General features: G+C 73.2%; 20 protein-coding genes and 1 pseudogene. 9 read left to right on the top strand and 12 right to left on the bottom strand.

Annotated features, from left to right (window positions below; all coding sequences use genetic code 11):
* Window positions 1-104: 104 nt before the first annotated feature.
* Complete coding sequence (locus tag AB0C21_RS07390) at window positions 105-827, top strand: choice-of-anchor P family protein (protein WP_500203186.1); 723 nt, start codon at window positions 105-107, stop codon at window positions 825-827.
* Between the two features lie 83 nt (window positions 828-910).
* Here AB0C21_RS07390 and AB0C21_RS07385 read toward each other — a convergent pair whose 3' ends face one another.
* Window positions 911-1,930 (bottom strand): GlxA family transcriptional regulator, encoded by a 1,020-nt coding sequence (locus AB0C21_RS07385; RefSeq protein ID WP_500203185.1) that lies wholly within the window; start codon window positions 1,928-1,930, stop codon window positions 911-913.
* 50 nt (window positions 1,931-1,980) lie between these two features.
* On the opposite strand from AB0C21_RS07385, the gene AB0C21_RS07380 reads away from it, so the two are divergent.
* Window positions 1,981-2,877: a dienelactone hydrolase family protein gene (locus AB0C21_RS07380; protein WP_500203184.1), complete on the top strand. Its 897-nt coding sequence runs from the start codon at window positions 1,981-1,983 to the stop codon at window positions 2,875-2,877.
* A gap of 112 nt (window positions 2,878-2,989) precedes the next feature.
* Here AB0C21_RS07380 and AB0C21_RS07375 read toward each other — a convergent pair whose 3' ends face one another.
* The gene (locus AB0C21_RS07375; RefSeq protein WP_500203183.1) at window positions 2,990-3,901 is read right to left on the bottom strand and encodes an alpha/beta hydrolase family protein; all 912 of its coding nucleotides are present in this window, start codon (window positions 3,899-3,901) and stop codon (window positions 2,990-2,992) included.
* Window positions 3,902-4,004: 103 nt separating this feature from the next.
* On the opposite strand from AB0C21_RS07375, the gene AB0C21_RS07370 reads away from it, so the two are divergent.
* Window positions 4,005-4,574, top strand: coding sequence for a TetR/AcrR family transcriptional regulator (locus tag AB0C21_RS07370; protein ID WP_500203182.1), 570 nt, complete (start codon window positions 4,005-4,007; stop codon window positions 4,572-4,574).
* A 43-nt stretch (window positions 4,575-4,617) separates the two neighbouring features.
* Here the strand turns inward: AB0C21_RS07370 and AB0C21_RS07365 are convergent, their stop codons facing one another.
* Window positions 4,618-5,448: an alpha/beta fold hydrolase gene (locus tag AB0C21_RS07365; protein WP_500203181.1), complete on the bottom strand. Its 831-nt coding sequence runs from the start codon at window positions 5,446-5,448 to the stop codon at window positions 4,618-4,620.
* Between the two features lie 124 nt (window positions 5,449-5,572).
* Window positions 5,573-6,100: an RNA polymerase sigma factor SigE gene (sigE, locus tag AB0C21_RS07360; protein ID WP_149260191.1), complete on the bottom strand. Its 528-nt coding sequence runs from the start codon at window positions 6,098-6,100 to the stop codon at window positions 5,573-5,575.
* A 219-nt stretch (window positions 6,101-6,319) separates the two neighbouring features.
* Between sigE and AB0C21_RS07355 the strand changes: the two genes are divergently transcribed.
* Both AB0C21_RS07355 and AB0C21_RS07350 read left to right on the top strand, forming a co-directional pair.
* Complete coding sequence (locus tag AB0C21_RS07355) at window positions 6,320-7,894, top strand: acyl-CoA synthetase (protein WP_500203180.1); 1,575 nt, start codon at window positions 6,320-6,322, stop codon at window positions 7,892-7,894.
* Between the two features lie 127 nt (window positions 7,895-8,021).
* Complete coding sequence (locus AB0C21_RS07350) at window positions 8,022-9,653, top strand: serine/threonine-protein kinase (protein WP_500203179.1); 1,632 nt, start codon at window positions 8,022-8,024, stop codon at window positions 9,651-9,653.
* A gap of 3 nt (window positions 9,654-9,656) precedes the next feature.
* Here the strand turns inward: AB0C21_RS07350 and rho are convergent.
* Window positions 9,657-10,805: pseudogene (gene rho / locus AB0C21_RS07345) on the bottom strand (transcription termination factor Rho); the annotation flags it as partial.
* A gap of 590 nt (window positions 10,806-11,395) precedes the next feature.
* Here rho and AB0C21_RS07340 point away from each other — a divergent pair.
* Window positions 11,396-12,169: an enoyl-CoA hydratase/isomerase family protein gene (locus tag AB0C21_RS07340; RefSeq protein ID WP_500203178.1), complete on the top strand. Its 774-nt coding sequence runs from the start codon at window positions 11,396-11,398 to the stop codon at window positions 12,167-12,169.
* A gap of 17 nt (window positions 12,170-12,186) precedes the next feature.
* Here AB0C21_RS07340 and AB0C21_RS07335 read toward each other — a convergent pair whose 3' ends face one another.
* The 3 genes from AB0C21_RS07335 to AB0C21_RS07325 form a co-directional block, all read right to left on the bottom strand.
* Window positions 12,187-13,074: a hypothetical protein gene (locus tag AB0C21_RS07335; protein WP_500203177.1), complete on the bottom strand. Its 888-nt coding sequence runs from the start codon at window positions 13,072-13,074 to the stop codon at window positions 12,187-12,189.
* A 132-nt stretch (window positions 13,075-13,206) separates the two neighbouring features.
* The gene (locus AB0C21_RS07330) at window positions 13,207-13,851 is read right to left on the bottom strand and encodes a response regulator (protein ID WP_353817936.1); all 645 of its coding nucleotides are present in this window, start codon (window positions 13,849-13,851) and stop codon (window positions 13,207-13,209) included.
* Window positions 13,815-15,113, bottom strand: coding sequence for a sensor histidine kinase (locus tag AB0C21_RS07325; protein ID WP_235036874.1), 1,299 nt, complete (start codon window positions 15,111-15,113; stop codon window positions 13,815-13,817). Before AB0C21_RS07325 ends, AB0C21_RS07330 begins: the two co-directional genes overlap by 37 nt.
* A 227-nt stretch (window positions 15,114-15,340) precedes the next feature.
* Between AB0C21_RS07325 and AB0C21_RS07320 the strand changes: the two genes are divergently transcribed.
* Both AB0C21_RS07320 and mca read left to right on the top strand, forming a co-directional pair.
* A complete protein-coding gene (locus AB0C21_RS07320) occupies window positions 15,341-16,756 on the top strand; it encodes a DHA2 family efflux MFS transporter permease subunit (RefSeq protein ID WP_500203176.1) in 1,416 nt (471 codons plus the stop codon).
* Entirely contained in the window at window positions 16,753-17,601 is an 849-nt protein-coding gene (gene mca, locus AB0C21_RS07315; protein WP_500203175.1) for a mycothiol conjugate amidase Mca, read from the top strand. Before AB0C21_RS07320 ends, mca begins: the two co-directional genes overlap by 4 nt.
* Before the next feature lie 18 nt (window positions 17,602-17,619).
* Here the strand turns inward: mca and AB0C21_RS07310 are convergent, their stop codons facing one another.
* A complete protein-coding gene (locus tag AB0C21_RS07310; protein WP_500203174.1) occupies window positions 17,620-18,222 on the bottom strand; it encodes a polysaccharide deacetylase family protein in 603 nt (200 codons plus the stop codon).
* A 722-nt stretch (window positions 18,223-18,944) separates the two neighbouring features.
* On the opposite strand from AB0C21_RS07310, the gene AB0C21_RS07305 reads away from it, so the two are divergent.
* The gene (locus AB0C21_RS07305) at window positions 18,945-20,396 is read left to right on the top strand and encodes an MFS transporter (protein ID WP_500203173.1); all 1,452 of its coding nucleotides are present in this window, start codon (window positions 18,945-18,947) and stop codon (window positions 20,394-20,396) included.
* Here AB0C21_RS07305 and AB0C21_RS07300 read toward each other — a convergent pair.
* Genes AB0C21_RS07300 through AB0C21_RS07290 form a run of 3 tightly spaced genes read right to left on the bottom strand, consistent with a single transcriptional unit; the run spans window position 20,342 to window position 24,539 of the window.
* Complete coding sequence (locus AB0C21_RS07300; protein ID WP_500203172.1) at window positions 20,342-21,163, bottom strand: helix-turn-helix transcriptional regulator; 822 nt, start codon at window positions 21,161-21,163, stop codon at window positions 20,342-20,344. The two genes, AB0C21_RS07305 and AB0C21_RS07300, sit on opposite strands and share 55 nt — an antisense overlap.
* A 53-nt stretch (window positions 21,164-21,216) precedes the next feature.
* Window positions 21,217-22,860, bottom strand: coding sequence for an AMP-binding protein (locus AB0C21_RS07295; protein WP_500203171.1), 1,644 nt, complete (start codon window positions 22,858-22,860; stop codon window positions 21,217-21,219).
* The gene (locus AB0C21_RS07290) at window positions 22,857-24,539 is read right to left on the bottom strand and encodes an AMP-binding protein (protein WP_500203170.1); all 1,683 of its coding nucleotides are present in this window, start codon (window positions 24,537-24,539) and stop codon (window positions 22,857-22,859) included. The genes AB0C21_RS07295 and AB0C21_RS07290 overlap by 4 nt, the downstream gene beginning before the upstream one ends.
* Window positions 24,540-24,697: the final 158 nt, after the last annotated feature.

Genomic DNA, 24,697 nt, shown 5'->3' with positions numbered 1-24,697 from the left:
CGGTCGTCCGGCCCCGCGGCCGGACCGCTCACCGTCCCACCGGCCCTCGACATCCCACCGACTTCCACCATCCCCGCGAATACGAACCCCTGAAGGAGAGAACCGTGCGTTTGCAGGCACTCACCAAGTGCGCGGCCGTCGCCGGCGCGCTGGCCCTGCCGTTCGGCCTGTCGGCCTCCCCCGCCTCCGCCGCCCCGATCGCGTCCCCCGGCGGCGTCGGCTCGGCGGTCGCCGTCTCCGCCACCGGCTCCGTCGTCGTCCCGCCGACGTCCTCGGTGGCGTCCTCGGCGCAGCGGCCGGTCCGCAAGAGCGCGGCCGAACTGCCCGCCAACCCGCTGGTCGAGGCACGGCTGCTGAACGGCGCCGCCTGGGCCGGGCACGGCCGCGCGTCCGTCGCCGACGTGCGGGTGGCCAGGCTCGGCCTGTCCGCGCACGCCGTCACCGCCAGGTGCGAGAACGGCACGGGCGTCTCCAACGTGGCGAAGGCGACGCTCGGCACCCGGACGCTGCGGATCGGCGCGACGCCCAACACCACCGTCACCACCGACCTGAAGGGCCTCGGCGCCGTCACGGTCACGCTGAACAAGCAGGTCCGCGGGCACGACGGGAACCTCACCGTCACCGCCATCGAGGTGTCGGCGACCCTGGCGGGCAAGACCCAGACGATCAGCATCGCGTCCGCCACCTGCGGCAAGGGCGGCGGAGGCGGGCAGCCCGGCCAGCCGTCGCAGCCGTCGCAGCCGGGCAAGCCCACGCCGTCCCCGACCCCGCCCGGCGAGGCCCCCGCCCCGACCCCGGTTCCCGGCGACCTTCCCGTCACCGGCTGAGCCGAGCGAACCCCGGGGCCGGGGTCCGTGCGAATGCGACGCGCGGGCCCCGGCCTTTCGCTTCCGAGCCCGGCCCGTCGCCGTCAGTCGGCGGGGCGCCCGAAGGCCACGCGGTAGTCCTTCGGGCGCCGCCCGGTGTGCTTGGCGAAGAGGGCGGCGAAGGTTCCGGGGTCCCGGTACCCGACGGCTGCGGCGATGGCGGCGACCGTCCGGTCGGTGGTCTCCAGGAGGTGGCGGGCTCGCCGGACGCGGGCCGACTGGAGGTACTCGAGGGGGCTCTGGCCCGTCTCGTTGGCGAAGCGCCGCAGCAGCGTCCGGGTGCTGACGCTGAACGCCTCCGCCAGCGCGGCGAGGTCGTACCGGGCCGCGAGGTTCTGGTCGAGCCGCCGCATGACCCTGCGGGAGAACTCGTGCCCGGGCTGCGGGAGGAGGCGGGCGTCGACGTAGGGGGCCTGGGACGAGCGCGCGTCGTCCACGAGAGCCATCCGCGCGGTCGCCCGCGCCACGCGGGCACCGCTGTGCCGCCGGACGAGTTGCAGCGCGAAGTCGTACATGGCGCTGAAGGCCGCCGTCGTCGTCACCCCGGCATCGGTGACCACCAGGAGGTCGGACCGGACGTCGGCGTCCGGGCAGCGCCGGGCCAGCTCGTCCGCGAACAGCCAGGCCGTCGTGGCGCGGCGCCGGTCGAGCAGCCCGGCCTCGGCGAGCAGGAACGCGCCGACGCAGATCGAGACGACGGCACCGCCGCCCGCGGCGTGCGAGCGGATCGCCGCGATCTCCGGGGACAGCCCCGCCAGCCTCGCGTCCACGTCGAGCGCCCGGTGCAGCTCGAACCCCGGGACGACGAGCACGTCGGTCTCGCGGAGCGGGGCCACGGCCAGCGCGACGCCGCCGGAGGCGACGACGCGGCGGCGGGGCGACAGCACCGCCACCTCGTACCCGGCGCGGTCGGGACCGGCGACGTGCCCGGCCATCGTCAGCAGGTCGGGGACGCCGAACACCTCCGACGCGAAGCAGCCCGGATAGGCCAGCACGCCGACCCGCAATGCGCCCACGCTCGCCTCCCGCCGCTTGCCGCCGATGGCGAGATTACCCCCGGACATGGCGATCTGGCCTCTCCCCGTGCCGTCCGTCCCCCGGCCACGCTGTCCCCATGGAAATCAACGACTCCATCAGCACGCACGACGCAACCGGGCCTGACGAGGGCCTTGGCGAGGCCGCAGGCGCCGACGACCGTCCCGAGACCGGGCATCTCGACGACCCGATCACCGATTTCGACCGCCGGTACGTGGACGTGGACGGGGTGGTGAAGACGGTGTACGTCGCGGGTACAGGCCCCGCCGTCGTGCTGATGCCCGAGATGCCGGGCATCAGCCCGGACGTCCTGCGGCTGGCGCGGTGGGTGCGGGACGCGGGCTTCACCGTCCACGTCCCCTCGCTCTTCGGCCGCGACGGCGCCTACCCCACGGTCGAGGACGGCGAGCGGATCGTCCGCCGGACCTGCGTGAGCGCCGAGTTCCGGGCGTTCGCCGGAGGCGGGACCAGCCCCGTCACGGCGTGGCTGCGCGGGCTCGCCCGGCAGGCCCACGCCGAGTGCGGCGGCCCGGGGGTCGGCGCGATCGGGCTCTGCTTCACCGGCAATTTCGCGCTCACCATGGCGCTCGAACCGGCCGTCATCGCGCCGGTCGTCAACCACCCGTCACTGCCGCTGGACGACCCCGCCGGGCTGGAACTCAGCGAGGAAGACGCCCGTGCGGTCAAGGAGCGCGTCGCGCGCGACGGGCTGAAGGTCCTCGCCTACCGCTTCGAGGGCGACCGCTGGTGCACCGGCCGGCGCTTCGCCGCCTACCGGGCCCTGCTCGGGGACGCCTTCGACGGCCGCGTCCTCCCGGCCGGCGCCGCGAGCACCGACCCGCCGCCGTTCTTCCGCGACGTGGTCGGCACCCCCCACAGCGTCGTCACCGCCCACCTCGTCGACGAGGAGGGACATCCCACGCTCCGGGCCAGGGACGAGATCCTCGCCTATCTGGCCGAGCGCCTGAAGCCCTAGCGGCCGTGCTCCCGAAAGCGCCGGCCACTCGAACACGCGGCGCTCACAGCGGTCGGTCGCCGCGAGCCGCCATGTTCTTGCCCGGCTCGGTCGGCGGAGCGGTCCGGCCGGTTCACTTGCTGGAGATGCTCCACGCGCCTTCGTCGCCCGCGGCGGCGTTGCGGAAGGCGGTCCACGCGGCGTCGTCGACCTTGAAGGCGTCGAGGAGGTAGGCGGAGACCGCATCGGCGACGAGGTCGACGCGGGCGGGGTCCTCGTCGGTGGTCTCGGCGACCGCTTCGCCGGCGACGCCGCCCAGGGTGTGCTCGCCCTCGGCGACGACGAGCAGGCTCTTCGGGGATGGACTGAGGTGGTAGGCGTCGGTGAACCAGTCCGGCCCCCGGGTGGAGAGCCGCGACCGGTCCTCGCCGCCCGCGACGACCAGGGCCGGGGTGGTCATGGTGGAGTAGTCCGGCCTCATGAACGGAAGGTGTTCGGCGGCGAACGGGGTGAGCGAGTCGCCGGTCCCGGTCGCGGCGATCAGCGCACCGGCCGAGACCGCGGAGTGGGAGAAGTCCTCTCCGGCGACGCCGTCGGCGTCGAGCACGCGCGCGCCGAGGATCGCGCCGGCGGTCTGCGCGCCCCAGGAGTGGCCGACGACCGCGATGCGCTCACGGTCGACGCGGGTCTCCAGGCCGCCGGGCTGGAGGAGGACGTCGCCGAGGCCGTCGATGACCGCGTGCAGGTCGGAGATCCGGACGCGCCAGATGGTGGGGAAGCGCGGGTCGTCCCAACCGATGGCGTTGCGGCGGGAGTCCAGGTGGGTGGGCTGCACCACGATGAATCCGGCTGCGGCCCACCGGTCGACGAGGGGCTCGTACGCGTCCAGGGACCATGCGTTGCCGTGGGAGAACACGATGACCGGCAGGTTCCGGCCCGACAGCGGGGCGGTGACCTTCACCTGCAGGTCGATGCCGCGGCCGGGCGCGGGGACGGTGATGGGCTTGACCGAGACGATCCGCTGGTCGAGCTGACGGTGGGACATGGGAGACCTGCGCTTCCTCCGTGGGACCGCTCTGCCATAATTTGGCGGAGCGTTGTTCCGCCAAAGTAGCGGAACATCGTTCCGCGAGCAAAAGGAGGGTCCCGTGCCGGAACCGGTCGGAGTGCGCCGAGCGCAGGCGCAGCGCACCCGCAGCGGCGTGCTGGCGGCCGCGGCGGCGGTCTTCGTGGAACAGGGCGTCCAGGCCCCTGTCCGCGACATCGCCGAACGCGCCGGCGTCGGCGTCGGCACGATCTACCGGAACTTCCCGACCCGGGCGGATCTCGTCACCGCCGTCTACCGGCACCAGATCGACACGGCCGCCGCACTCGCCCCCCGGCTCCTGGAGGAGTCGGCCTCCCCGTTCACCGCCCTGACCCGCTGGGTGGACGCGTTCGTCGAGTTCCTGGTGACCAAGCACGGCCTCGGAGCCGCCCTGGGGTCCGGCGATCCAGGGCTGGAGAACCTCCACGCCCTGATGCTCGACACCCTGGTCCCGGCCTGCGCGACGTTGCTCGAGGCATGCGCCGCCGCCGGCGAACTCGGCCCCGACATCACCGCCTACACGCTCATGCGCGCCATCGGAAACCTCTGCATCACCGGCCCCGACTACGGCCAGGCCGAAGCCAGGCAGATGGTCGCCATCCTCCTCGCCGGATGCCGCCGCGAGGCGTGAACCGGGACCATCGACTGCTCCGGCTCCGCCTTCGAAGGACGGCCTAGGACGCGGCGGCTTCGGACTTGGCGCCGAGGACGGGGTGTGCGCTGCCCTCCAGCAGGACCTTCGCCACGAGGGCCGGGTCGTCGGCCATGGGGACGTGGCCGCAGCCCTCCAGCCAGACGAAGCGGGCGTGCGGGAGGCGGCGCTGGGCGCGGACGGCCTGGCTGCGCAGGAGCAGGCGGTCCTTCGTGCCCCATGCGATGGTCACGGGGACGTCCGCGCAGGAGCCGAGGAAGCGGGTGGTGCGCCCCGCGCGGAGGGTGGGCTCGAAGCCTGGCGCGTCGCGCATGGCGCGGGCGTCCCCCGCGAGGGTCTCGATGTCCATCAGGTCCGGACGGCCGTAGATCATGCCGAACATGAGGTTCCGGCGGCGAGGAGAGCGGGCCAGCCGGGTGAGGAACGTCTCGGGGACGCGGGCGCCGAGCCGCGAGGCGCGCAGCACCGACATGCCGTAGCGCAGCTCCAGGGCGTTGAAGAAGCCGGCCGGGGACAGGGCCGTCGCCGAGCTGGCGAGGCCGCGGTCGGCGGCTTCGAGGGCGAACAGGCCGCCGAGCGAGTTGCCCGCGATGTGCGGGCGGTCCAGCCCGAGGGCGGCGAAGGCCTCGCTGAGGGCGGCGACGGCCGCGTCCAGCGTGTAGGGGGTGCCGGCGGGCAGCGGCGGGGAGTCGCCGAAGCCGGGCAGGTCGATCGCGACGACGTCGCGCTCGGCGGCGAGCAGGTCCATGACCGGCTCCCAGCCCTGGCGGCGGTGGCCGATGCCGTGCAGCAGGACGAGGGGCGGACCCTCGCCGCGGCGCTCGTAAGCGATGTTCACCCGCGCTTTGTCCACGGGCGAAGAGTAGGCCGGAAGTTACTCAGCGGTCACTAGTGACGCTCGTCACGCGCCCAGGGACGTCGTGCTCGCTCTCGCCGTGCTCACTCGTCGCCGTGCTCACTCGTCGCGTGCGCGGCCGTCACTGCGTGCACTCGGCGGGGCGGCGGTGCTCCAGGGCGGCGCGCAGCTGGGCGCGGCCCCGGTGGATGCGCGAGCGGACGGTGCCGAGCTTGACGTTCAGCGTCGCGGCGATCTCCTCGTACGACAGGCCCTCGATGTCGCACAGCACGACGGCGGCGCGGTACTCGGGGGCGAGGCCGTCCAGCGCCTTCTGGATGTCGTGGTCGAGGTGCCGCTCGTCGTAGGCCTGCGCGGGGCCCGGCTCGCGGCCCTGCAGGCGCTCGGCGGCCTCGTCGCCGAGGGAGTCGAACCGGATGCGCTGCTTGCGGCGGGCGCGGTCGAGGAACAGGTTCGTCGTGATCCGGTGCAGCCAGCCCTCGAACGTGCCGGGGCTGTAGGAGGACAGGGAGCGGAACACCCGGATGAAGACGTCCTGGGTCAGGTCCTCGGCGTCGTGGCGGTTGCCCGTCAGCCGGTACGCCAGCCGGAACACCCTGGTCGAGTGCTCGCTGACGATCTCATCCCACGTCGGCGGGGTCCACGCCATCGCGCCTGCGCTCACCACTACCCCCGTCTGATATTCAATCGTTACGGCCAAGCATGCCGGTACCCAGATAAGAGCCGTGTAAGAAGCATCCGCGTGGCCGGATCAGGCGGCGTGAGATGTGACTCATCTCATTGGACTGAATGTCGACAAGGATTGAGTCGGCGCCCCTCCGCATGGAGGATCAGGGGCAGTCCCCACCCCGACACGCGAGGACGTGGCATGGCGCGAAGCTACAACCTGGCCGACCTGCTCGAGATCCTGGCGGCGGCGGGGCCGGACCGCCCCGCCCTGGTCGCCGGCGACGAGCGGCGTACGTACCGGCAGCTCAGCGAGCGGGCGAGCCGGTTCGGGCACCATCTGGCGGAGGCCGGCGTGCGGCCGGGCGAGCACGTGGCGATCCTCGCCTACAACAGGGCCGAGTGGATCGAGGCCATGCTCGGCGCGTTCAAGGTCCGCGCGGTGCCGATCCCGGTGAACTTCCGCTACGTCGCCGCCGAGCTGCGCCACGTCCTGGCCGACTCCGACTCGGTGGCGCTGGTCGGGGAGCGCTCGCTGCTGGAGAAGGTCGAGGAGATCCGCGGCGAGCTGCCGAAGCTGCGGCACGTCCTCGTGCTGGAGGACGGCTCCGAGGCCGAGATCCCCGGCGCGGTCGAGTACGAGAAGGCGCTCGCGGCCGCCGCGCCGGACGACGACTTCCCCGAACGCTCCGGCGACGACCGCTACATCATGTACACGGGCGGCACGACGGGCTACCCGAAGGGCGTCGAGTGGCGCTGCGAGGACATCTTCTTCGGCGCGCTCGGCGGCGGGAACGTCCTCGGCGACCCCATCGGCAGCCCCGAGGAGCTGGCCGCCAACGCCGACCAGCCCGCGATGGCCGTGCTCGACTGCGCGCCCGTCATGCACGGCGCGGGGCAGTGGGTCGCGTTCATGGGCCTGTTCAGCGGCGCCAAGGTCGTCCTCTACACCGACCACGCGTTCGACGCGGACAAGGCCCTGCGGCTGCTCGCCGAGGAGCAGGCGAACGTGATGATGCTGGTCGGCGACGTCATGGCGCGGCCGGTCGCGAAGGCGCTCGCCTCCGGCGAGCACGACACGTCGTCGCTGATGGCGATCGCTTCCGGCGGCGCGCCGCTGACCGAGGGGGCCAAGGCCGCGCTGCAGGAGCACCTGCCGAACATCATGTTCCTCGACAACTACGGCGCGTCGGAGACCGGCGCGTGCGGCCCGTCCGTCGGCGCCAAGGAGGGGACGGCCCGGTTCATGATGAGGCCGGGCATCACCGTCCTCGACGACGACCTGAACGTCGCCCGGCCCGGCGAGATCGGCAGGCTCGCGCGCAGCGGCCACATCCCGCTCGGCTACTACAACGACCCCGGGAAGACCGCGTCGACGTTCTTCACCGCCCCGGACGGGACGCGCTGGTCGATCCCCGGCGACTTCGCGATCCTTGAGGAGGACGGGACGATCACGCTGCTCGGCCGCGGCTCCCTCGTGATCAACACCGGCGGCGAGAAGGTGTACCCGGAGGAGGTCGAGGTCGCGCTCAAGGACCACCCCGCCGTGGAGGACGCGGTCGTGGTGGGCCTGCCGGACGAGCGGTTCGGGCAGCGCGTCGCCGCCGTCGTCGCCCCGCGCCCCGGCGCGACGGTGACGCTGGAGGAGCTGACCGAGTACTGCCGCGGCCGCCTCGCCGGCTACAAGCTCCCGCGGCAGATGACCCTGGTGGACGAGGTACAGCGAACCGCCGTCGGCAAGTCGGATTACAAGTGGGCCAGAAGTTTGCTCGCGTAGCGTACCGGTAACGTTACCCTGTGTGGTCATTACCACGCTCGGGCGCATTTTCCTCGGCGGACGCCAGTCAAAAATCAATTGATGCCGTGGGAGCGTGTCTTGGGCGCGTTCCGGCGATTACCCGCCCATGAGTGGGGATCGGCTGATACCGCTCGCGCGACGGTATCGCCTGCTCTCTGTCGTCGGCAGAGGCGGTATGGGCACCGTTTGGCGGGCGTATGACGAAATGCTGGATCGGGACGTCGCGGTCAAGGAGGTCCACCTCCCCCCGCGCATCACCGAGGGCGAACGCAGGGTGATGTGCAGGCGTCTGCTCTGCGAGGCCCGCGCGACGGCCGCGCTCCGGCATCCCGGCGTCGTCGCCGTGCACGACCTCATCATCGAGGACGGCCGCCCCTGGATCGTCATGGAGTTCCTGGAGGCGTGCTCCCTGCACAGGCTGGTCTCGGAGGACGGCCCGCTCGGCGTGCGCCGGACGGCGGAGATCGGCGCGGCGGTCCTGTCGGTGCTCCGCGCGTCGCACGCGGCGGGCATCCTGCACCGCGACGTCAAGCCCAGCAACGTCCTGATCTGCGACGACGGGCGGGTCCTCCTCGGCGACTTCGGCCTCGCCGTCCACACCGGCAAGGGGCCGCAGCCGGCCGACACGCTGCTTGCGGGCATCGAGGGCTCGCCCGCGTACCTTCCGCCGGAGCGGGTGAACGGCCTGCCGAGTGTGGAGGCGTCCGACCTGTGGTCCCTCGGCGCGACGCTCTACACGGCGGTCGAGGGCTTCTCGCCGTTCCTGCGCTGCCACGCCCTGGCGTCGATGGTGGCGGTCCTTTTGGGCGACTACGCGCGCCCGGTCCGGGCCGGACCGCTGACCCCGGTCATCGAAGGGCTCCTGCGGCAGGGGCCGGAGGACAGATTGACGGCCGAGGCCACCGCGGAATTGCTGCAAAAGCTCATCGGAACCCTTCCGGAACCCGGTTTCACCAGGGCTCCGGTGCCGCATTCCCGCCGTTTCTCCGCGCACCGGGCCGTGCCGCGGCGCGCTTCGCGGGCGCTCGGCGGCGCCCGGGTGCCGCGGGAGGCGTCGGGCGCGCCCGTCCGGCGCGGGCCGCGCGTCCCGTGGACGCTGCGCGGCGGCGGTCCGTCCGGCAGCCCGCCGTGCGGTTCGCGGCAGGCGCGGTGGCGCGTCCCGGCGCTGCCGTCGCGCCGGCTGCGCCCGGGGGCGGTCGTCAGCGTGGCGCTGCTCGCGGCGGTCGCTGCGGGCGCGGGCACCTGGACGGCCCGGTGGACGTCGATCGGCAAGAGCGACTCGGTCGCGCTGCGTCCGGCGGCGGGCGTGTCGATGAAGACGGCGCGGTACCACGAGTCGGGCGCCTACTCGGTGCGGGTGCCCGCGGGCTGGCAGGCCGAGCGGCGCGGCAGCGTGATGACCTGGAAGGACGCCGAGACCGGTCGGGGGCTGCGCATCGCCCCGGCTCCCGGCGACCCGCTGGCCGGGCTGCGCGCCGAGGAGCGCGGCGCGGTGAAGGAGCACCGCTATCCCGGCTACCGGCGGCTGCGGCTGGAGCCGGTGCCCGAGGTCGTCGACGGCGCCGCCGAATGGGAGTTCACCTGGCGGGACGGGGTGCACGACGCCGTCCGGCACGTGCTGTGCGGCCGCGCGGCGGGCTACGAGTTCTGCTTCCACGCGCCCGATCCGGAGTGGACGCCGGGCCAGCGCCTCTACGACAAGATCCTCAAGTCCTTCAGGCCGGAGAAGCGCGGCTAGCGGTCAGGTGGTCTGCTGGAGGCGGAGCAGGAACTCGGCGTTGGAGGAGGTGCCCTTCATCTTCTCCAGGAGCTGCTCGACGGCCTGCTGCTTGTCCAGGCCCTGGAGGGCGCGGCGCAGGCGCCAGGAGAGGGCGAGCTCCTCGGGGGACATGAGCAGCTCGTCGCGGCGCGTGCCGGACGCCTCGATGTCGACGGCGGGGAAGACGCGGCGGTCGGCGAGGCTCCGGTCGAGCTTCAGCTCCATGTTGCCGGTGCCCTTGTACTCCTCGAAGAAGACGTCGTCCATGCGGGACCCCGTCTCCACCAGCGCGGTGGCGAGGATGGTGAGCGAGCCGCCGTTCTCGATGTTGCGGGCGGCGCCGAAGAACTTCTTCGGCGGGTAGATCGCGGTCGTCGCGACGCCGCCGGCGAGGATGCGGCTGCTGGAGGGCGCCGCGAGGTTGTAGGCGCGGCCGAGCCGGGTGATGGAGTCGAGCAGCATCACGACGTCGTGGCCCTGCTCGACGAGGCGCTTGGCCCGCTCCACGGCGAGCTCGGCGAGCGCGGTGTGGTCGCGCGCGGGACGGTCGAAGGTCGAGTGGATCACCTCGCCCTGCACGGTCCGCTGCAGGTCGGTGACCTCCTCGGGCCGCTCGTCGATGAGCACGACCATCAGGTGGACCTCGGGGTTGTTCTGCGCGATCGCGTTCGCGACGGCCTGCAGCACCATCGTCTTGCCGACCTTGGGCGGCGACACGATGAGCCCGCGCTGCCCCTTGCCGATCGGCGCGACCAGGTCGATGACGCGGGTCGCGAGCGGGCCGGTGTCGAGGCGCAGCCGCTCCTCGGGGAACAGCGGGGTCAGCGCGCCGAACTCGGGGCGGCCGGCGGCCTCTGCGGCCGGGAGGCCGTTCACCGTCTCGACGCGGGCGAGGGTGGGCGAGTCGCCCCGGCCCTGCTTCGGGGCCCTGGCGAAGCCGGCGACCACGTCGCCGGGGCGCAGGTGGTGCGCCTTGACCTGGGCGAGGGAGACGTGCACGTCGTCCGGGCCGGCGAGGTAGCCGGACGTGCGGACGAACGCGTGCTTGTCCTGGACGGACAGGAGACCCTGGAAGGGGACGGTCGGCGCGTCGTCGGCCGGGCGCCGTCCCTGCTGGCGCGCGTCCTTGCGGGCGCTCTGCGCGGAGACCGCGTGCGCGCCGCGGGCGGGGGCCTTGCGGCCCGCGGCGGGTTCTGATTCGAGGGTGGGGGCGGACATAAGGGTCCCTTCTCAGGCGGGCGCGCGGTGGTCGGCGCCGCCCGGAGTCGAAGTCCGCGTACGGCGGCGGAACCCGCGGCGCGTACGCGAGAGGAATGCGAGATATGCAGCTCGGTTCACCGGGCTGACGTCGGCTCCCTTGTGCGGCGGCCCTGCACGCCGTGCGTGCCGGACCGGAAAGTCACCGGGCGCTCAGATGGCCCGGGCGGGGAAGAGACGTCCTCGACGCGAGTCGTGAGAATTCAAGGACGTTGCCATGACAGTACAGCAATCGGGGGCGCTTTCGCATTCCCCGAGCTCGGTGACGGCTTCCATGCGGATGTCCCCCTGCGTCCGTCCGGCGCCGCGGCTTCCCCCGGCCGCGCCGCCGGTCTCATCGGTGGCGATGCTGACGAGGGTTATGACTACCGGATCGGCCCCCAGGTTCCGATGACCGTCCGGTGGCCGGTGCCGGACGGCGGGCGAATACGATGAGCCGCGCTGCTCAGGGGTGAGGGAGGACGATGGGCGAGGGGCTGCGGTTCGAGGTCGCCGGGGGCGTCGGGACGGTCGTGATCGACCGGCCGGCCAAGCGGAACGCCATGTCGGCGGACATGTGGCGGGCGCTGCCCGGCATCCTGGACGGGTTCGCCGCCGACCCCGCCGTCCGGGTCGTGGTGCTGACGGGGGCGGGCGGCAACTTCTGCGCGGGCGCCGACATCTCCGAGCTGGACGACATCCACCGCGACGACGACTCGCACCTGTCGACGGTCGCCGAGCGGGCCCTCGCCGCGTTCCGCAAGCCGACGCTCGCCGCGATCGAGGGGTACTGCGTGGGCGGCGGCTGCCAGCTCGCGGCCGCCTGCGACCTGCGGTTCGCGGAGCCGGACGCGCGGTTCGGGATCACCCCGGCCCGGCTCGGCATCGTCTACCCGGCCGCCGCGACGGCGCGGCTCGTCCGGCTGGTGGGCCCGTCGGCGGCGAAGTACCTGCTCTACTCCGCCGACCTGGTGGACGCCGCGCACGCCCTGCGCATCGGGCTGCTGGACGAGGTCGTCCCCGCGGGCGGCCTGCACGACCGCGTCGCCGCGTTCACCGAGACCCTCGCGTCCCGTTCGCTGCTCACCCAGCAGGCGACCAAGGACATCGTGGACGCCATCGTCGCCGCCGGCCCGGTGCAGGAGATGACGCAGCGGTGGCTCGCCGAGGTCGCCGCCAGCGGCGAGGTCGAGGAGGGCATCGCCGCGTTCCTCGAACGCCGCGCGCCCGAGTTCCCCTGGACGGCGCCCCTGCGGTGACGCGCGGGCTCTGAGGTCTAGGCGTTCAGCGCGGGCCAGGCCGACACGTCGCAGAACCGTCCCTCGGGGAGGCGGTGCAGGCGCCCGGCGGCGGCGTCCGGGTCGTCGAGCAGCCCGGCGGTGTCGGGGCGGCGCAGCTCGGCGAGCGGCAGCACCCCGCACACCAGCGACTCCGGCGTCCGCACCACGAGGAGCGGCCCGATCCGCGCGCCGCCCCGGTCGACGTCGCGGAGCGCGCCCAGCAGGGTCCGCGCCGGGCCGGTGGAGTCCACGCAGTGCTCGCGGAGCGCGGCCACCAGGTCGACGAAGTCGCGTTCCAGGGCGCGCGGGCTGCGTCCGGACAGGTAGTAGCGGTCCCCGTCGGTCAGCTCGACGCGCAGCCCGTGATGCCCGGCGAACCGCTCGAACGGGCCGGTCAGCGCCGGCCGGTCGCCGGCCGGGACGACGGCGAGGGCCCCGGAGACTAGGTCGGCGGGGTCGGCGCCGAGGGACGCGGCGACGGCCTGGTCGAGCCGCCCGACGAGGTGCCTGCGGAGCTCGGCCGTCTCGGCGGCCAGCCGCTCCACGGCCGCGCGCTGCTCCTCGGCCGCGTCCCGATGCTCCTGCAGCCGCCCGCTCACGTCCGGTACCAGCCGGTCGTTGATCTGCGTGACGAGCGAGCGGATCCGGGCGTCGGTCTCCTCCAGCGCCGCGCGGTCGCGCTCCTGGTCGGCGGCGAGCCCGTCGAGCCGCTCGCGCTGGGACGTGCGGAACTCCGCCAGCTCGTCGCGGGTGCCCTTGAGGGCGCGGAGCTGCGTGCGGATGTCGGCGATCTCGGGGGCGCCCGGCGTCCGCCCGCGCTCGAACGCCAGGTACAGCTCCCGCCCGGCGATCGCCAGGCACAGCAGAACGAGAATCACCGTCATCACGCCCTCCCCGGGCCTGCTCGCGGGGGAGACTATGCCACCGCCGCGCCCCGGAAGGAACGACCCGACGCCACGACTATGCAGCCTGTGGGGGGGCGACCCCCCACGCCCCCCGGCTCGCTCCGCTCGGTTTTAGCGGTTGAGGTAGGCCAGGACGGCGAGGACGCGGCGGTTGTCGTCGCCGGTGACGGGGAGGTCGAGCTTGGCGAAGATGTTCGCGGTGTGCTTGGTGACCGCGCGCTCGGTGACGACGAGCCGCTCCGCGATCGCCGCGTTGGAGCGGCCCTGCGCCATCAGCTCCAGGACCTCGGTCTCGCGCGGGGTGAGGCGCCCCAGGGGGGTGTCGCGGGTGTTGCGGGCGACGAGCCGGGAGATGACCTCGGGGTCCATCGCGGTGCCGCCCGCGGCGACCCGGCGGACCGCGTCCACGAACTGCGCCGCGTCGAACACCCGGTCCTTGAGCAGGTAGCCGATCGCGCCGGTGCCGTCGGCGAGCAGCTCGCGGGCGTAGAGCTGCTCGACGTACTGCGACAGCACGAGGACGGGCAGGCCCGGGACCTGCCGCCGCGCCTCCAGCGCCGCCTGGAGGCCCTCGTCGGTGAAGGAGGGGGGCAGGCGCACGTCGACCACCGCCACGTCCGGGCGGTGGTCGAGCAGCGCCTTCAGCAGGGACGGCCCGTTGTCGACGGCCGCCGCGATCTCGAAGTCGTGCGACTCCAGGAGGCTGACGAGGCCCTCCCTCAGGAGAGCGAGGTCTTCGGCGAGGACAACGCGCAAGGCAGCTCCAGGGTCACGATGGTGGGGCCGCCCACGGGGGAGTTGAGGGCGAGCACGCCGTCGAATGTACCGATTCGCCGCTCGATCCCGCGCAGCCCCGAGCCGCCCTCCAGGCTCGCGCCGCCGCGGCCGTCGTCGGTGACGCTGATCCGCAGCATGCCGTCCTCGTACCGCATGTCGACCCAGACGCGGGACGCGCCGGAGTGCTTGGCCGCGTTGGTGAGGATCTCCGAGACCGCGAAGTAGGCGGCGGACTCGACCGGCGGCTCGGGGCGCGCCGGCAGGTCGGCGGACACCTCGACGTCCAGCGGGTGGTCGAGCGCGAGGGCCCGGACCGCGTCCCCGATGCCGCGGTCGGCGAGCACCGGCGGGTGGATGCCGCGGACGAGGTCGCGCAGCTCGTGCAGCGCCTTCGCCGACGAGGCGCGGGTCTCGGCGAGCAGGATGCGGGCTTTCTCCGGGTCCTTGTCGAGCAGGTGCTCGATCGCGCCGAGGCTCATCCCCATCGCGACGAGCCGGGCCTGCGCGCCGTCGTGCAGGTCGCGCTCGATGCGGCGCAGTTCGGCGGCGGAGGCGTCCACGGCCTCGGACCGGGTCTCGGTGAGGTGCTGGACGCGCAGCGCGAGCTCGGACTTCTTCGTCGGGCCGAGGATGGTGCGGCCCCAGTGCCCGTACGCGGTCAGCATCTTCGGGCCGATCAGGTACCCGGCGGCGATGCACGCGGTGGCGACGACCACGGTGGACAGGACCCGCCCGGTGTCGCGGCCGTACCCCTCGGTGACGTGGACGTAGGCGTACCAGTCGCTGCCGCCGTAGTGCCCGATCATGTCGCCGGCGAAGGCGGCGAGCACGTACCCCCACAGCCCGTAGAGGATCAGCAGGCCGGGCAGCGCCGCGGTGAAGACCGAGACGACCGGGTCGGTGAGGACCCACAGGTAGTCCCGCCAGGTGGCCGGGTCGCTGATCAGCGCGATGAACCGCTTGAACATGCCGCTCAGACCGGGCTCCTGCTCCGGCTCGGGCAGGTACGGCCGCGCGATCCGGACGTCGGTCCACCGGTTGATGCGGACCCGGTACGCGTCGAGCCGCTCGCGCAGCAGCATCGTCGAGGACGGGAACAGCAGCACCCCGACGAAGCTCGTGATCATCGAGACGACCGTGATGAACCACAGCCCGACGAGGGTCGCGGGGATGCCGAGCAGCCAGAGCGCCAGCCCGCGCCAGGGGGCCCGCACATGCCGTTGCAGCCGTGTCTCTTGCACCAGTCCACCGTTCACCGGATCCTCCGCGGGTCGCTTGCCGTCTGGAGTCCAGTCTTCTGGCGGCGGCCCCCGAGCACAGTGTGCCCGCAACCCGAGCGTGGGGTGTAGCTGAGTACACCCTCGGCCTCCGGTCATGGCTCAGGTAGGTCGAACCTAAAAATAGTGTTGACCAAGTAAGTTGACCGAGCCTAAATTTAGGTCCGCTCAACTTACTTGGAGGACGCCCCATGACCGCACCCGTTCGCGCCCCCGCCGCGCCCCGAGCGGCCGAGAGGCTGGACCCGGCGCTGCTGAAGGCGTCGTTCGTCCTGGTCCTCGGCCCGGTACTCGCCCTGCTCGACACGACGATCGTGACGGTCGGCCTGGACTCGATCGCCCGCGACTTCCGCAGCCCGCCCGCCACGCTGCAATGGGTGTCGGCCGGATACCTCCTCGCCGTCTCGATGGTGATGCCGCTGGCGGGCTGGGCGAGCGACAGGTTCGGCGCCCGCAGGATGTGGATGGTCTCCGTCGCCCTGTTCGCCGCCGGGTCCGCCCTCTGCGGCCTCGCGTGGTCGGCCGGGAGCCTGGTCCTCTTCCGCGTGCTCCAGGGCGTCGGCGGGGGCCTGATCCAGCCGATCGGGCAGTCGATCGTCGTCCGGGCCGCCGGGCCCGCCCGCCTCGGCCGCGTCTTCGGCATCACCGTCCTGCCGCTGACGTTCGCGCCGGTCCTCGGCCCGGTCCTCGGCGGGCTGATCGTCGACCGGCTCGACTGGCGCTGGATGTTCCTGGTGAACGTCCCGCTGGGCCTGCTGACCCTGGTGCTGGCGGCCCGCCACATCCCGTCCGACACCGGGAGCGGGACCGGCGGCGACCGGCTGGACGTCCTGGGCCTGGCGCTCCTGTCGCCCGGACTGGCCGCACTCGTCTACGGCTTCTCCGAGGTCGGCGGCGAGGGCTTCGGCGCTCTCCGGGTGGCCTTGCCGCTGCTAGCCGGCGCGGCGCTCGTGCTCGGCTACGTCGCGCACGCGCTGCGCCGCCGCGCGGCGGCTCTGATCGACCTGCGCCTGTTCGCCCGGCGCGGCTTCGCGGTCGCGACGGCGAACTCGTTCCTGCAGGGCGCCGCCCTCTACGGCTCCCTGCTCCTGCTGCCGCTCTACTACCAGCAGGTGGAGCACGCGTCCGCGCTGGAGGCGGGCCTGCTGCTCGCCCCGCAGGCCCTCGGGACGGCCGCCGCCACGTTCTTCGCGAGCCGGCTGGCCGACCGCATGGCGCCCCGGCCGCTGATCCTCGCCGGCATCCTGCTCACCCTCGCCGGGACGGTCGCCTTCACCCAGCTGGGCTCCTCCCCGGCGGGGTGGCTCCTCGTCGCGTCGCTGGCCGTCCGGGGCGCGGGACTCGGAGTCGTCATGGCGCCCGGCATGGCCGCGGTCTACGCCGGCGTCGAGCGCCACGAGGTGGCCCGCGCCGCCGGGGCCGTCAACACCGTCAACCGGGTCGGCGGCTCGCTGGGCACCGCGATCCTCGCGGTCGTCCTGCAGCGCTCCCTGGACGGGCACGCCCCCGCGGCCGCCTACGGCCACACCTTCTGGTGGGCGGTCGCCCTGTCCGCCCTGACCCTCGTCCCCGCCCTCTGCTACCCCTCCCGGAAGGAGAACCGATGAGGTTCCGGCTGCTCAGCGTGCACGCGCACCCCGACGACGAGTCGAGCAAGGGCGCCGCCACGCTCGCCAAGTACGCGGCCGAGGGAGTGGACGTCCTGGTCGCGACCTGCACGGGCGGGGAGCGCGGCGACGTGCTCAACCCCGCGATGGACCGGCCCGAGATCAGGGCGGACCTGCCGGCGGTCCGGCGGGCGGAGATGGAGGCCGCGCGCAGGATCCTCGGCGTCCGGCAGCGGTTCCTCGGCTTCGTCGACTCGGGTCTGCCCGCCCCCGGCGAGCCCCTGCCGGACGGCTGCTTCGCGCGCACGCCCCTCGCCGAGGCGGCCCGCCCGCTCGTGGCGCTCATCCGCGAGTTCCGTCCGCACGTGGTCGTCACCTACGACGAGACGGGCGGGTACCCGCATCCCGACCATGTCAGGACGCACGAGGTGACGGTGGAGGCGTTCGAGTCGTCAGCCGACCCGTCCCGCTACCCGGGGACGGGCGGGCCGTGGCGGCCGGAGAAGCTCTACTACCAGGGCGCCTTCTCGAAGGAGTGGTTCCAGGCGCTGCACGACGGGCTGACCGAGCGCGGCCTGGAGTCTGGCATCGGGCCGGTGCTCGCCGACTGGCCGGACACCGCGCCGAAGCTCGACATCACCACCCGCGTCCACTGCGCGGACCACTTCGCCGTCCGGGACGAGGCCCTGCGGGCGCACGCCACGCAGATCGACCCGAACGCGGGCTTCATGGCCCATCCGCGCGACGTGGAACGCGCCGTCTGGCCGACCGAGGACTACCACCTGGCCCGCTCCCGCGTCGCCACGGAACTCCCCGAGGACGACCTTTTCGCGGGCCTCCGGTGAGGGCCGGCGCGAGCGCGGTCAGAGCGCGACGAAGGTCAGGCCGCGCTTCTTCATCTTCGGGATGACGGTGTCCAGTGCCTTGAGGGTCTGCGAGCGGTCGCCGCCGCCGTCGTGGCACAGCATGATGTTGCCGGCCTTGCCCCTCATGAGCGTCCGGCGGATGTGCCCGACGCCGGGACGGGCCCAGTCGCGCGGGTCGACCGCCCAGTCGATCGGGAGCATGTCGTGCTCGGCCACCAGCTCCAGGATCGTCTTCGACCACGCGCCGCCGGGGGAGCGGAAGAACTGGGGGACGACGCCGGTGACGTCGGCGATCCGGTCGTGCGCCTCCACGATCTCCTTGCGGACCCGCTTGCGCGCCATGCTCCCGATGCTGATCGGGTGCGTCTGCGTGTGGTTGCAGATCTGGTGGCCGGCGTCGGCGATGCGGCGGGTGAGCTTGGGGAACTCCTTCACCTGCTCGCCGATGACGAAGAACGTGGCGTGGATCCGGTGCTCGGCCAGCAGGTCGAGCACACGGGGCGTCCACAGGGGGCTCGGGCCGTCGTCGATCGTGAGGGCGATCGACTGCGGGGGCGGCGGAGGGTTCAGCTGCGTCAGCTCGCGGACGGGCTTCTCCATCGCGGTGAGCTTGGCCGGCGTCCACGGGGCGGGCCGGGGCGTCGGCGTCGGGGTGGGCGTCGGCGTCGGATGGATGACCGGCCGCGCGCGGGGGGTCGGTACGGCCCACGCGGGCTTCCCTGTCCCGTGCGGCGGGCGCGCGCTGTCCGCGCCGAGGGCCGTGAGTCCGGCGGCTGCCCCCATCAACCAGAGAGCTTTGCGGCGAGATGTCCGGCCTGAGTCCTCAACCTCCACAAGTCCCACGCTATCGGGGTTTTGGGCGGGTAGGGGGGTGCTATGGGATCACAATCGGCTCACCCGAGTGGTCCGTTTTAGGGACCGAGCACAGCGTCGCAGGTCGGGCCACTGGCGGGGGTCGTCCCGCTGACATCAGCGGTCTTGCCGGAAGGCCGTGAGTGATGCCCTGGAGCCGCCCGCGAGGGGCGCCGATCGTGTTCGGAGAGGTGTTACCGTCGTCACTGCGATTCGGGGGCCGGACGTCCCAGCCCGGGGAACAGGCGGGACGGCCGAGCGATCACGGCCCGGCGCAGCCGGCGTGCGGTGACGGTAGACCAGGCAGTGCGCCGCGGGGGCCGATCTGCACTGGACGACGCCCACGCCGCTGACCCCGTCGCCGGGCCCGATCCGCCGAAGACCGCGCGGCCCCGCGGTGTTCACCGGCCCGTACGGGCCCCGTCGGCGTGCCCGCCGCACCCGGTGGCGGCGGCCGGGGTTGTCCCTCCATGCCCTCGAACGATCACACCTCCGTGTCCGGGCCCCCGACCACCGGCCCCCGCCGGCCCGCACTCATGCTCGCGGTCCTGCTCGCCGGGCAGTTCATGGTCAACATCGACATCGCCGTCGTGAACGTCGCCGGTCCGGCCGTCAAGGAGGACCTGCGCCCGTCCGCCGGCGGCCTCGAACTGGTCGTCTCCGGCTACACGCTCGCGTACGCCGTCCTGCTGGTGACGGGCGCCCGGCTCGGGCAGGCGCGCGGCCACCGGCGGATGTTCCTGCTCGGGCTCGGCGCGTTCACCGCCGCCTCGCTCGCGTGCGGGCTGGCCCCCTCCACCGGCGCGCTCGTCGCCGCGCGGCTGGTGCAGGGCGCGGCCGGGGCGCTGATGGTGCCGCAGGTCCTGTCCGGCATCCAGCTCCACTTCACCGGCCCGGCACGGGCGCGGGCGCAGGGACTGCTCGCCGTGGCGCTGTCCGGCGGCGCGGTCGCGGGCCAGGTGCTCGGCGGCGTGCTGGTCTCGGCCGACGTGGGCGGGCTCGGCTGGCGCCCGGTCTTCCTGGTCAACGTGCCGGCCGGGATCGTGCTGCTCGCGGCCGGGGCGCGGCTGCTCCCGGCGGACCCGGGCGGCCGCGGCGCCCGCCTCGACCTCGGCGGCGCGGCCCTGCTGTCGGCCGCGGCACTCCTGGCCGTCGTTCCCCTGCTGTTCGGGCGCGAGGCGGGCTGGCCGCCGTGGACATGGGCGTCGCTCGCGGCCTGCGTGCCGGTGACCGCCCTGTTCGTCAGGCGGCAGCGGCGCGTCGAGTCCCCGCTGCTGGCCCCGGGCGTGCTCGGACGCCCGGTCGTGGCGTGGACGCTCGGCGCACTCGGCGCGGCCACCGGCACCTACTACGCGATGATGTTCGTCCTCGCCCTCTACCTGCAGGACGGGCTGGGGCACAGCGCCCTGTTCTCCGGCCTGGTGCTCGTGCCCTGGGTCGCCGCGTTCGGGATCGGAGGGCCGCTCGTCCCGCGCCTCCCCGCCCGCCTGTCCGCCCGCGCGCCCGTCGCCGGCTACCTGCTCCTCGCGTCGGTGTACGCCGCGGTGGGGCTGACCCGCGCGGACGGGGCGGCGCTCGCCGTGCTCCTCGGGTTCGGCGGGCTCGGCCTCGGACTCGGGTTCGCGCCGCAGCTCGGGCGGCTGACGGCGCACGTCCCGGACCGGCACGCGGCGGACCTCAGCGGGCTGGTCAACATGAACTTCCAGCTCGCGGGCGTCGCGGGCGTCGCCGTCTTCGGGACCCTGTACCTCGGCGTCCCCGGCGGCCACGGCCCGGCGTTCACCGCCGTGATGCTCGGCTTCGGCGGGACGGCGCTCGCCGCGACCGGCGCCTCGTTCGCGGGGCGCCGGGCGGCGCGGCGGGAGGATCAGGGGAGCAGCCCGGCGCGGCGGGCGGCGGTCACGGCCTCCAGCCGGGTGTGACTGTCGAGCTTGCGCATCGCCGACCGCAGGTAGCTCTTCACCGTCTCCGGCAGCAGCCCGAGGCGCTCGCCGGCCTCCGCGTTGGTGCAGCCGATCGCGACGTACGACAGGACGTCCAGCTCGCGGGGCGACAGCACGGGGCGCGGCGCCGCGTCCGGCCCGCCCAGCCCGGCCGCCGCGAGGCGCAGCGACGCCTCCCGGAGCCGGTCGCGGGTCGGCAGGTCGCGGACCTGCTCGGCGAGGGCCCGCAGCTCGGCGTGCACGGCCCGGACCTCCTCCCAGCGCGCCGCCGAGGTGCCGGGCGGCGTCCGCGCCAGCGCCTCGTCGGCCCGGTCCTGGACGGCGAGGTCCTGCTCGAGGTCGCGCGCCGCCTCCACGGCCGCGCCCACGACGCGGTCGGCGAGCGAGAGGGGCTCGCGCAGCGCGCCGTAGAGGACGCCGCGGACGCGCCGCCGCACGACGATCGGGACCGCGACGATCGACAGCAGCCCCTCGCGCCCGACGGGCTTGTCGTAGTCGTGGCTGATCGACGCCGAGCACGGGTAGTTGCTGACCCAGGCGGGGCGCCCCATGGCCATCGCCTTGCCGCCGAGCCCGTTGCCGTGCCGCACGACGAGGCCGTTCAGCGAGTCGGTCGTGTTGCCGACCAGCTCGGTGATCACCAGCCGGTCCTGGCCGCTGAGCGCGCCGCCGAACACCATGGGCAGGCCGGTGGTGCGCTGCAGCGTCAGCACCGCCGACCGGACGGCTCCCACGTCATCGCCCATGTTCCGAGAATGCCCTGCCGGACCCCCGGCACGAAAGTCCGGAGGCGGACGAACTAGGCGTGCCGTGCCGCGGCGACGTCCTCCAGGCCGAGGATGTCGACCGCCTCGGCGCGCATCTGCACCTTGCGGATCTTGCCGGTGACCGTCATCGGGAACTCCTCCACCACGTGCACGTAGCGGGGGATCTTGTAGTGGGCGAGCCTGCCCTCGCAGAACGCGCGCAGCTCGCCCGCGGTCAGGCCCGGCACGCCCTCGCGGAGCCGCACCCAGGCCATCAGCTCCTCGCCGTACTTCTCGTCCGGGACGCCGATGACCTGCGCGTCGACGATGTCGGGATGGGTGTAGAGGAACTCCTCGATCTCGCGCGGGTAGATGTTCTCCCCGCCCCGGATCACCATGTCCTTGATCCGGCCGGTGATGTTGACGTAGCCCTCCTCGTCCATCACCGCGAGGTCGCCGGTGTGCATCCAGCGGGCGGCGTCCACGGCCTCCGCCGTCTTCTCCGGCTCGTCCCAGTAGCCGAGCATCACCGAGTAGCCGCGCGTGCAGAACTCGCCGGGCACGCCGCGCGGGACGGTCACGCCCGTCTCGGGGTCGACGACCTTGACCTCCAGGTGCGGCAGCACGGTCCCGACCGTGGACACGCGGCGCTCCAGCGAGTCGCCCGCGCGGGTCTGCGTGGACACCGGCGACGTCTCGGTCATGCCGTAGCAGATGGCGACCTCGCTCATCCCGAGCCGCTCGATGACCTGCTTCATCACCTCGACCGGGCACGGCGACCCGGCCATGATCCCGGTGCGCAGGCAGGACAGGTCGAGCCCGGTCAGCGACGGCTCGTTCAGGACGGCGATGAACATCGTCGGCACGCCGTACAGCGACGTGCAGCGCTCGGCCGCGACCGCCTCCAGCGTCGCCTTCGGGTCGAACGCGGGCGCCGGGATCACGATGCACGCGCCGTGGCTCGTCGCCGCGAGGTTGCCCATCACCATGCCGAAGCAGTGGTAGAAGGGGACGGGGACGCAGATGCGGTCCTCTTCGTCGTAGCCGCACAGCTCGCCGACGAAGTAGCCGTTGTTCAGGATGTTGTGGTGCGACAGCGTCGCGCCCTTGGGGAACCCCGTCGTCCCGGACGTGTACTGGATGTTGATCGGGTCGTCGGCGGTGAGCGTCCGCCCGATCTCCTCGAGGACGCCCGGCGCCGGGGTGCGGCCCGCCTCCAGCAGCGCGTCCCATCCGGGCGTGCCGATGAGCACGACGTCGCGCAGCGCGGCGCACCTGGGCCGCACCTGCTCGATCATCGCGGCGTAGTCGGACGTCTTGAACACCGGCGCCGCGACGAGCGTCCGGATGCCCGCCTGGTTGAGGACGAACTCCAGCTCGTGCACCCGGTAGGCGGGGTTGATGTTGACGAGGATCGCCCCGAGCTTGGCCGTCGCGTACTGGACGAGCATCCACTCGGCGCAGTTCGGCGCCCAGATGCCCACCCGGTCGCCCTTGACGACGCCGAGGTCGCGGAGGCCGAGCGCGACGGCGTCCACGTCGTCGGCGAACTGCTCGTAGGTCCAGCGGCGGCCGGACGACCGCTCGACGAGCGCGTCCCGCTCCGAGTGCGCCGCGACCGTCCTGTCGAGGTTCGCGCCGATGGTGTCGCCGAGCAGCGGCGTGGTCGAGATGCCCGACGCGTAGGAGAGGTTCAACGCAGGTCCTCCTCGCGGAACTCGCCCTCCGGGCGGTCGCCCTCGCCCGGATGCTTGTCGATCTCGCTGGCCCGCAGCTCCACCCGGCGGATCTTGCCGGAGATCGTCTTCGGCAGCTCGGCGAACTCCAGCAGCCGGACCCGCTTGTAGGGCGACAGCTGCTCCCGGCAGTGCGCGAAGATCGCCTTTGCCGTCTCCGCGTCCGGCGCCCAGCCGGCCGCGAGCGTGACGTAGGCCTTCGGGACGGCCAGCCGCACCGGGTCGGGCGACGGCACGACCGCGGCCTCCGCCACCGCCTCGTGCTCGATCAGCACGCTCTCCAGCTCGAACGGCGAGATCTTGTAGTCGGACGCCTTGAACACGTCGTCGGCGCGCCCGACATAGGTGATGTACCCGTCCTCGTCGCGGGAGCCGATGTCGCCGGTGTGGTAGTAGCCGCCGGCCATCGCCTCCTCGGTGCGCTCCTCGTCGCCGTGGTAGCCGGTCATCAGCCCGAGCGGGCGGTCCTCCAGGTCGAGGCAGATCTCGCCCTCGTCGCCCGGCTCCCCCGTCAGCGGGTCGATCAGCGCCACCTTGTAGCCGGGCACGGGACGTCCCATCGAGCCGGGCTTGACCGGCTGGCCGGGCGTGTTGGCGATCTGGACGGTCGTCTCGGTCTGCCCGAAGCCGTCCCGGATCGTGCGGCCCCACGCCTCCTTCACCCGCTCGATCACCTCGGGGTTCAGCGGCTCGCCGGCCGCGACGACCTCGCGCGGCGGCCTGCCGAGCCGTCCGAGGTCGGCCTGGATCAGCATCCGCCACACGGTCGGCGGAGCGCAGAAGCTCGTCACGCCGCACCGTTCGAGGGTGTCGAGGAGCCGGTCGGGGTCGAACCGGGTGTAGTTGAAGATGAACACGCACGCCTCGGCGTCCCACGGCGCGAAGATGTTGCTCCACGCGTGCTTGGCCCACCCCGGCGACGAGATGTTCAGGTGGACGTCCCCGGGCCGCAGCCCGATCCAGTACATCGTCGACAGGTGCCCGGCCGGGTAGGACGCGTGGGTGTGCTCGACCAGCTTCGGCTTGGCCGTCGTTCCGGACGTGAAGTACAGCAGCAGCGTGTCCCGCGACATCGTCAGGCCGTACGGGGTGAAGGACTCGCCCTCCTCGTAGGCGTCGGCGTACCGCAGCCACCCCTCCACCGGCTCGCCCACGGCGATCTTCGTGAACTCGCCCTCGACGCCGTCGAACTTCCCGGTCTCGGACGAGGCGGTCACCACGTGGCGGGCCTTGCCGCGCGTCAGCCGGTCCTGGAGGTCGGCCGTGCCGAGCAGCGGCGTGCACGGGATCATGATCGCGCCGAGCTTCATCGCCGCGAGCACGGTCTCCCACAGCTCGACCTGGTTGCCGAGCATCAGGATGATCCGGTCGCCGCGCCGCACCCCCGCCCGGCGCAGCAGGTTCGCCACCTGGTTCGACCGCCGCGACAGCTGCGAGAACGAGTACCTGGCCTCGGCGCCGTCCTCCTCGACGATCCACAGCGCGGGCGAGTCGTTGCCCTCGGCGATCTTGTCGAACCAGTCCAGCGCCCAGTTGAAACCGGTCAGCACCGGCCAGCGGAACTTCTCGTACGCCGTCGCGTAGTCGTCGCGGTGCGCGAGCAGGAAGTCGCGCGCCGCGCGGAACTCGACTGCGGGCATGGTCTCTCCCTCGTAGCCGCACGGGCACCCGGTCAGAAGGATCGTTGGCCATCCGGGTGACCCACGCCACCCCCGAACGGGGGTAGTGGGGTGGTCTTACCCGCCCGTTACGAAGTTTGAGCGGTCCAGGTGACCGGGGTCACTTCCGGGAGGCTGTC

Source organism: Spirillospora sp. NPDC049024, assembly GCF_040649235.1.
Taxonomy (GTDB): domain Bacteria; phylum Actinomycetota; class Actinomycetes; order Streptosporangiales; family Streptosporangiaceae; genus Spirillospora.
Note: the sequence above shows the minus strand (reverse complement) of the source record. Positions and strands in the feature narration are given on the sequence as shown.